Consider the following 6,700-nt stretch of genomic DNA (forward strand, 5'->3'; position numbering starts at 1 on the left):
TACCCTTACTCAATATTTCGTTTCATTTTGTGCCCAGGGGCGAAACAGCGAGTCCTGTCCTTGCTGATCCGCCAGCCCGCATTGCGAGCTTGCTTAGCCACCTCAGACCAATTTTCGCCGATATACTCGCCGAACCCCGGATGGTGCTCGACTTCACCTTGATATGCTTCGCAAGCATCACAATCGCAGTAAAGATGGAGAGTGTAATTGGCAGCGATCATCGTCAATTTCCTTGGTTGATTCCGTTCGATTACTGTTTCACTACAACCCAATGGTGAGCACCATTTTGGTCGTCGCCCCCAGTAGCTTCAAACAGATGCCCGTCGTCATCTACGGCTATCGCTCCCGGTCGTTCGGTGTTCGCATCTCGCAAAACATCTCTCCAACCGTAGACCTCATTTTCCCAGATCAAGACAACCCCACCGCATCGACCAGAGTCTTTTCGATAGGCTTGGGCTAGTTGCTGGTATACCTGTATCTCTGTTGCCATATCAAAAAATATCCTTACTCTAGTAGGCGTGTACACACTGATTACAAATGCCATTTTCAGTGCCATTTGGCTCGTCACTGTGCTTACAAATACAACAGGGGAATGAGAAGCCCGTCGAAGGTGGCTCGAACTCCAACTTGCTGTTCGACTTGCTCAGAATATCAATGAGATCTACTGCTTCCCATGTAGACGACGCAGGGGGGATCACTGTTCTCAATCCTTCTGCATCCGGCTGAGATACAAACCCGTCAGCCTCAAGTGCCTCCATTAGCCTCGCCGCTCGGTTAAACCCTATTCGAAGCTGCCGTTGGAGGCCGGAAATCCTAGCTCGGCGACTTCGGCGGACATACTGGACGGCCACGGCATACATGCAGTCTTTGCGGCCTTCCTCTACATTTGATACTGGCTCACTCATTCCGCATTTGCCTTACTCGGCTTTGTATGCTTTTGATAGTTCATCTGCAGCTCTGTTTGCTGCTCTGAAGCCATCATTATCATTGCGAGCCACAGCAATCAGTTCGATTACATCTTCGGCCAGCAGTTCTTCTTTGCCAGAACTGCCTTTAATCATCGCGACCAGTTTTTTACCCAATTCATCGGTTACTGGGCCACGCGCAAACTTATGCCTTCCGCTTGTGTAATTAGCCATCTTTATCGTTCTCCTTCCTCAAAAGTTTCCTTGGTAAATAGTGTCTAAGTTTTTTGGTACACAACATCTAAGTGACCGCGCACTTGAATCCGACGCAAAGCACCGTACATATAGTCACATTCGGCCTGCTTGTTTGACTTAAAAGGCTTGTTCGACCACTGCGTATTGGGCGGCCATCCAACCACTTTCTTCACCATCTTGGGGTAGCAATAGAGCAACCCCCAGCCACTGGGCAGTTCATCGGGTTTGATGATTTCAGGAGGACACATATAGAAACGCCAATCCCCCATTCCCATTTCAGGCTCTTTTCTAAATCGCTTGTTTTTGTCCGATAGAAAATCAGAGCGAGTTACTTTTACCTCGATTAAACAACTAGCGCCGTTTCTAAACCCTAGAGCATCAGGTAGCTCACCCGCGCCAGTAGCGGCTTGAAAACGGTCATCGAACGATACGCTGAAGCCGTTGCTTTTCAGGTACTTCGCAGCTCTTTGGCACATCTCGTCGTGCTCTTTTGATGCCATCAGCTAAATGCCTTTCTCTTAGTTAACGGTTTCCGCTGCGAAACCACGAAGATATGACTCTGCTTGAACACCAAGCTGACTGTCCAGGCCAGCATAAATATCACAGTACCAGTCACCGCAACGTAGCTCTCTGTCGTCGTACATATCAATCACAACATTGGCATCTGTACTTTTTAGCTGTTTAGCTCCGAACGTTGTTAGATATCCCAATATCGCTTCAGCTGGTAAGCAGATCGAATCGTCAAATATTTCCTCTGCTTTGAATTGCAAATAAACGGCTAGATCAGCAGGGTCATGCTCCACATCATCAAAAGTAAAATATTTCGACTGATCACCAATGTCGTAGTAGTGAGTAAGCCTATACACAAGTGCCGTTTTCTCAGACATTTCTTTCTCCTTACCAACTGGGACCGTGGCCCCGGTGAATTTCCTTCCTAGTTCTTCTTGCTGTTCCGCACGTATTCAGTGCCTTTTTCAGAGCGTTTATAGTGGTACTGTGGCCTAACCCAAGTAGGGGTACGCTCCTTAATGACTAGCCCTTTTGACGCTAGCCAGCGCAGGTCAGCTGAGTGGTGGGATGCGTCATAACCACCAATATCGATTGGCCGTTCAAACTTATCTGGCCTTAAGCTCTTAAGCACATCAAGCCGACGATCATGTACTTTGCTAGTCCGTCCAAGCATGATTATTTAGCCTTGCTCCGGCAACTTCCCATAAGCAGCGATTAAACGCTCCTTGTCACTTTCATCAATCGATTCAAAACAAACATCCATTTTCTTAGCCACCTCAACAATCTGACTCTCTGGAGTCCCTAACTCAGCCATGTACGAAAGAGCAGTACCGGCACCGGCGACATAGTTGGTTGGCGCATCATTCTCTAAATTCATGGTTATAGTTTCCTTGGTTAAGCCGTAAGGTTATTCGTGTGGCAAAAGCTGCCTAGCTTTGCAGGATGCGGAGGCCAGTGTGTTGGCGGCTCTAATCCGACACAATCGCAAGTCTGTAGCATCGCGCTATATTCACCGACATTACTGCTATCATCGATCCAATCTTCAAAAACAACTTCATCGCTTTCATCGAGCACACGTGCGTACCAGTTGCCGAAGCTATAGCCATCATTAGGATCGCGATCCAAGCTAAAGTTGTGTCCTTCATATTCGCAAACCAGTTTGCGCTGTGATTTGTGATGAATGATGTAGACGCTGCGAGCCATACCTACCCCCTAGTTTCCTTTGTTATCCGAGTGGTTCTTCAAAGAGCTGAATCGTACTGCTTCTTCGCTTCTAACAAGTCCGCGTTGGTGACTGGCGTTAGCTTAAGCTGGCTAGATGAACTCAGTCGAAAGTGTCGGATGTGGTTATGGCTCACGTTACTGGTTTCTGTTTGCTTCTCAACTATCGCAAGAGTCTTGCACCAAATGTCATCAGCAGCCAAAGCGAACGCCTCTACTTCCAGTACATGGCCAACAATCACTCCAGTGTTATCCCGTTCGTGATAGTCGTTATTTGCATAGGCTGCGCAAACGCGCTTTGCTGTCTCTTCACTTGGCCGAATGGACTCAAAAACTACAGGAACCGGCTCGATGACATTTTGTGTCGCAAGGTGTTGATAAGAGTAGAGTGACAAAGCGCCTAGTACTGCGCCGAGTGCTATTGAAATTGTCTTTTTCACTATTTGCTTCCTCACAGCTAAACTTCATCGGAGAAGAGCACTTGTGCAGGCGCTTCACCCCAAATTTTTTCAAAACAACCTTTAAGCTCATGGCGTGATTGTTCGCGTTTGACAGCGGTAAAAGTACTGGTGAACTCCAGTAACTCTACAACGGCCTCTCTCTCGCCTCTCAAGATAGTTGCACTAATCGGCGGGTCAATGGCTTCTGCCGCTTTCTTACCATCATGAGAGAGTTCATAGTCCCTCAGAATAAATCCCTTTGAATGCAGGCTGTTGTATGTACCTTCGTGAATCTGTCTTACACCGTCTAAGTGACCGCTCTGAACTCTTCCGTGATAAATTGCCAGCAACAGTTCTTTCTGTTTTTCAGTCAGTTTTTCCACACTAGTTTCCTTGTCACATTAGGTCAGGTTCGTGAACGGATTCATTGTTATGCTTACCGTCCCAACCGAGGCTTTTCGCCATGTTTTCCAGGCGCTCTGCTAACTTTCTACATTCCTCATCAAATATCTGTTGGTCAGACTCTGGCAGGGCCGCCATGGCATAAGTACCACCATGCTGCTCAATCAACGTTGCAGCTGTAGTTAACGCCTCGATTCGCCAGTGCCTTCTTTCATCACCTAACGCCATAATCTGAATTTGCCTTGGTTTATTCAGACGCTTTCTGGCCAAAATCTGACTTCAGAGTTGACTTAAATATCGATACCCCCAGCCCCATCCACGCAATCGCTGAGACAAACACCATTGCCAGCGCAAACACCCATGAATGCGGCTCAGTGACCCAACCCTGTTTTAGCATCATGACTATCAGAGCCACCGCACCTGAGAGCGCGGCCAGCACGCTTAGTTTAGAAACCTTTGACCACTGTACTTTCGTGCTCTTCTTCACTTCTTTATTCATAACTTCTGTTGCCTTACTCTATGTTGTTGAGACGGTGGTACGCATTAGGCCCACACAGCTTATCTAGATGATCGATCATTTTATCTGTCGGCGAGCTAGCTTGACCTTCTAACGTGACTGGCCTCGGGACTTCTATCCCATGCTGTTGCATAAGCTCCTCTAAGCTCACCCTAGCGTGGGCCAAACCATCAATTCGAGCCGCAAAGTAGTCGCCCATATCGGGCCTTTCTTGCTTTAACTGCTGATCTATTTTCTCGGTAGCAGCTAGCTCAAGAGCCAACTCTTTTAGATCTGAGATTAATGCTTCCAACTCAAATATTCCTTACTTGATATCCGTTTGCTCGAATCTGGCATCATGCTGCCGAACGAGGCGCAAAGGTACACCTGCTATTTTCCCATTGCTTTAGACAAAATCTTTGTTATTGGGTTGTTGGTTTCATTATCAGGAACCCAAACCTCGAAGCCGTTTTCACAGACCTTTTTATACTTCTGCGGTAATACACCGTCATGAATCAAGGCTTGAGCAGCGGCACCTTGTATTCGAACCGGGGGCTTTGTACAACCTTGCGCTGAACATGTGAAGTTCAGACTATCCCTAACGCTAGAACGGTGCCTGAGAGGTTTTCCACAAACGCATTCAGGGTGAATAGGGTTCGCTTGAATATGGAAACCATCTTTATCATTTTGACTGAAATAGCCTCTTGAAACGAAATTATTTAACAGGTTTTCGACATCTACGAGAGACACCAGAGAGCCCAAATTAGCATCGCCAGAGCTTCTGTATGTAGCGATAATATCGTCCTGTGATAGAAACAATTTCATTACAAAAAGATGCACCCAGACATCACCTCTCTCATACCCCTCAAAGTGCGCAGATTCTCTAGGGGAAACCTGATACAAGGTTGCCTTTTCTATTTCGTTATTGAAGTCATAGTCCCAGTCGAGGGTTTCTACGCCTCCATGAGAATCAGTTCGCCTGACAGGGAGCAGGACATACTTTTCTAAGGGATAACCATCAACCGCTTGTGCTAGGCTCGCGAATTCATTAACGCCAAAGGCATCAATGAGGTGGTATGCAAGTTCTCCTAGCCTCTTTTCTGTTGGCGGTTTTTTGAACTCAACGTAGTAAGTGTGATCAACTGACATTCTTGTTTCCTTCCCTCAGTCCCAAGTCCGGTACTCGTTAATGAGATCACGCAGTTTTTCGATAAAACCTTCTCGCTCTGCACCGGTTAACGCATATTTACCTGTCAGATTTAGTTCCTTGTCGTCTAACCCTTCTGATTGCTTCACATAAACCACTCTCTGATTGGGGTAATGCGTGATAGTTGTCTCTACAGCTGAACTTCTGGCTAAATTTACACCGTAATTGAAGTCGTCGAAATCTGTAGTAGATAGGTCGTATGGGTTCTGTATTTTAACCCCAGCTTCAACCATTAAGCGGCCAAGCTCTATGGCTGTGTCGCACTCAAATTTGATGCCTTGCTCATGCAGCGTGTACTTGCTGCTCTTTGTAAATCCAGCCATTCGAAGATTCCTTGGTTCTATTTACACAGTACCGACGCAAAGTAAGAGCCTCTGCATGGCTTCTCTACGCGATGTTGCCAACAGCTGTATCCAGAGTCATCGGACGTTGGAACAACTTTGAAATTGGACTGGTAATAGTCAGCTGCTTGAAACTCCTGCAGATCATCTTTATCAATGACATTCTGATCGACAGCTGCCGCGAGTATCGCTTGTTTAGAATGGTCGCCCTTGGCCACCAAAAACTGGTTTGAGTCAGAGGTGTGGTAGTCCACTGTAATTCCATCAGCCATATCGAAGTTCCCTTAGTCCTTTTGTAGCTCTCTGACCAACCACTGTTCGTCATTTTTCTCGGCTTGCAACTTAATCAAGCCGCGCCCTTCTCCATTGGCAAATTTAAAATTGACTTGTGGGGCTGCAACCAAAGTACCAGCGAAGGTTTTGAGTGGAGCAGCGTTGCTGACGTAGTTGATTTGTCCTATGCGATCACCGTGTGGGCCACCTTTAACAAAATCAATGCAGGTTTGAACAAGTAGAGAGTCAATATCCCCCTCTTTGGTGCCAGGAGCCACCCCCGCAAAAGTAGTTACATTACTTTGTTTCTGCATCTCAATATCCTTACTTGGTTTCGTTTAACATTTTCCTGATGGCGCTATGCAAGTTAGCGCGATCAGGAGTTGTATCTAACACTACTTCAAGCATCATCCGTAACCCGGCGTTTTGAGTTGCTAGCAGCTGTTTTTCTAGTTCCAGCTGTGCGATCTGCTGTTTGAGCGTTAGCTTTGCCATGCCAAAATTTGCCTTACCGTTAAAACTGGAACCATGGTCCCAGTGAGCCTGTTAAATTAGCAACCGCAACCACGTTCAAATACCTCGTACCCAAACGCTTCACCTAGAATGCTTTCGGCAGCAGCGGCGTGAGCCTCTTCCTCTGTAGCAAACGT

At 46.8% G+C, this 6,700-nt stretch carries 16 protein-coding genes; 1 reads left to right on the forward strand and 15 read right to left on the reverse strand.

The window, feature by feature from the left end; genetic code table 11:
* A partial coding sequence (locus tag G462_RS24840) for a hypothetical protein (protein WP_211234248.1) occupies positions 1–278 on the forward strand: 278 nt, incomplete at its 5' end.
* A 231-nt stretch (positions 279–509) separates the two neighbouring features.
* Here G462_RS24840 and G462_RS0119745 read toward each other — a convergent pair.
* The 15 genes from G462_RS0119745 to G462_RS0119815 all read right to left on the reverse strand — a co-directional run bounded on the left by G462_RS0119745 (position 510) and on the right by G462_RS0119815 (position 6,364).
* Complete coding sequence (locus tag G462_RS0119745) at positions 510–905, reverse strand: DNA translocase FtsK (RefSeq protein WP_026960513.1); 396 nt, start codon at positions 903–905, stop codon at positions 510–512.
* A gap of 12 nt (positions 906–917) precedes the next feature.
* Entirely contained in the window at positions 918–1,139 is a 222-nt protein-coding gene (locus G462_RS0119750; RefSeq protein ID WP_026960514.1) for a hypothetical protein, read from the reverse strand.
* A gap of 44 nt (positions 1,140–1,183) precedes the next feature.
* Positions 1,184–1,660, reverse strand: a complete 477-nt coding sequence (locus tag G462_RS0119755; RefSeq protein WP_026960515.1) for a hypothetical protein — start codon at positions 1,658–1,660, stop codon at positions 1,184–1,186.
* Between the two features lie 18 nt (positions 1,661–1,678).
* A complete protein-coding gene (locus tag G462_RS0119760) occupies positions 1,679–2,047 on the reverse strand; it encodes a hypothetical protein (protein WP_026960516.1) in 369 nt (122 codons plus the stop codon).
* A gap of 302 nt (positions 2,048–2,349) precedes the next feature.
* Complete coding sequence (locus G462_RS0119765) at positions 2,350–2,547, reverse strand: hypothetical protein (protein WP_026960517.1); 198 nt, start codon at positions 2,545–2,547, stop codon at positions 2,350–2,352.
* Between the two features lie 17 nt (positions 2,548–2,564).
* Positions 2,565–2,873 carry a hypothetical protein gene (locus tag G462_RS0119770; RefSeq protein WP_026960518.1) on the reverse strand — a complete coding sequence of 103 codons (309 nt, stop codon included), beginning with the start codon at positions 2,871–2,873 and terminating at the stop codon, positions 2,565–2,567.
* Positions 2,874–2,911: 38 nt separating this feature from the next.
* On the reverse strand, positions 2,912–3,331 hold the full coding sequence (locus G462_RS0119775) for a hypothetical protein (protein WP_026960519.1): 420 nt from the start codon (positions 3,329–3,331) through the stop codon (positions 2,912–2,914).
* A gap of 17 nt (positions 3,332–3,348) precedes the next feature.
* Positions 3,349–3,714 (reverse strand): hypothetical protein, encoded by a 366-nt coding sequence (locus tag G462_RS0119780; RefSeq protein ID WP_026960520.1) that lies wholly within the window; start codon positions 3,712–3,714, stop codon positions 3,349–3,351.
* A 13-nt stretch (positions 3,715–3,727) separates the two neighbouring features.
* Positions 3,728–3,961, reverse strand: coding sequence for a hypothetical protein (locus G462_RS0119785; RefSeq protein ID WP_026960521.1), 234 nt, complete (start codon positions 3,959–3,961; stop codon positions 3,728–3,730).
* Between the two features lie 19 nt (positions 3,962–3,980).
* Positions 3,981–4,232, reverse strand: a complete 252-nt coding sequence (locus tag G462_RS0119790) for a hypothetical protein (RefSeq protein WP_026960522.1) — start codon at positions 4,230–4,232, stop codon at positions 3,981–3,983.
* 13 nt (positions 4,233–4,245) lie between these two features.
* A complete protein-coding gene (locus G462_RS0119795; protein WP_026960523.1) occupies positions 4,246–4,542 on the reverse strand; it encodes a hypothetical protein in 297 nt (98 codons plus the stop codon).
* Between the two features lie 77 nt (positions 4,543–4,619).
* Entirely contained in the window at positions 4,620–5,378 is a 759-nt protein-coding gene (locus tag G462_RS0119800; protein ID WP_026960524.1) for a hypothetical protein, read from the reverse strand.
* Positions 5,379–5,393: 15 nt separating this feature from the next.
* Positions 5,394–5,759: a hypothetical protein gene (locus tag G462_RS0119805; protein ID WP_026960525.1), complete on the reverse strand. Its 366-nt coding sequence runs from the start codon at positions 5,757–5,759 to the stop codon at positions 5,394–5,396.
* Positions 5,760–5,776: 17 nt separating this feature from the next.
* The gene (locus tag G462_RS0119810; protein ID WP_026960526.1) at positions 5,777–6,049 is read right to left on the reverse strand and encodes a hypothetical protein; all 273 of its coding nucleotides are present in this window, start codon (positions 6,047–6,049) and stop codon (positions 5,777–5,779) included.
* 12 nt (positions 6,050–6,061) lie between these two features.
* Complete coding sequence (locus tag G462_RS0119815; RefSeq protein WP_026960527.1) at positions 6,062–6,364, reverse strand: hypothetical protein; 303 nt, start codon at positions 6,362–6,364, stop codon at positions 6,062–6,064.
* Positions 6,365–6,700 lie beyond the last annotated feature (336 nt).

Source organism: Aliagarivorans taiwanensis DSM 22990 (genome assembly GCF_000429505.1).
GTDB classification, from domain to species: domain Bacteria; phylum Pseudomonadota; class Gammaproteobacteria; order Enterobacterales; family Celerinatantimonadaceae; genus Aliagarivorans; species Aliagarivorans taiwanensis.

Excerpts from the sequence above, each read along its gene's own strand:
- G462_RS0119750 (WP_026960514.1), bottom strand. The coding sequence starts at position 1,139 with ATGGCTAATTACACAAGCGGAAGGCATAAGTTTGCGCGTGGCCCAGTA.
- G462_RS0119810 (WP_026960526.1), bottom strand. The coding sequence starts at position 6,049 with ATGGCTGATGGAATTACAGTGGACTACCACACCTCTGACTCAAACCAG.
- G462_RS0119765 (WP_026960517.1), bottom strand. The coding sequence starts at position 2,547 with ATGAATTTAGAGAATGATGCGCCAACCAACTATGTCGCCGGTGCCGGT.
- G462_RS0119770 (WP_026960518.1), bottom strand. The coding sequence starts at position 2,873 with ATGGCTCGCAGCGTCTACATCATTCATCACAAATCACAGCGCAAACTG.
- G462_RS0119755 (WP_026960515.1), bottom strand. The coding sequence starts at position 1,660 with ATGGCATCAAAAGAGCACGACGAGATGTGCCAAAGAGCTGCGAAGTAC.
- G462_RS0119745 (WP_026960513.1), bottom strand. The coding sequence starts at position 905 with ATGAGTGAGCCAGTATCAAATGTAGAGGAAGGCCGCAAAGACTGCATG.
- G462_RS0119800 (WP_026960524.1), bottom strand. The coding sequence starts at position 5,378 with ATGTCAGTTGATCACACTTACTACGTTGAGTTCAAAAAACCGCCAACA.
- G462_RS0119815 (WP_026960527.1), bottom strand. The coding sequence starts at position 6,364 with ATGCAGAAACAAAGTAATGTAACTACTTTTGCGGGGGTGGCTCCTGGC.
- G462_RS0119785 (WP_026960521.1), bottom strand. The coding sequence starts at position 3,961 with ATGGCGTTAGGTGATGAAAGAAGGCACTGGCGAATCGAGGCGTTAACT.
- G462_RS0119760 (WP_026960516.1), bottom strand. The coding sequence starts at position 2,047 with ATGTCTGAGAAAACGGCACTTGTGTATAGGCTTACTCACTACTACGAC.
- G462_RS0119805 (WP_026960525.1), bottom strand. The coding sequence starts at position 5,759 with ATGGCTGGATTTACAAAGAGCAGCAAGTACACGCTGCATGAGCAAGGC.
- G462_RS0119790 (WP_026960522.1), bottom strand. The coding sequence starts at position 4,232 with ATGAATAAAGAAGTGAAGAAGAGCACGAAAGTACAGTGGTCAAAGGTT.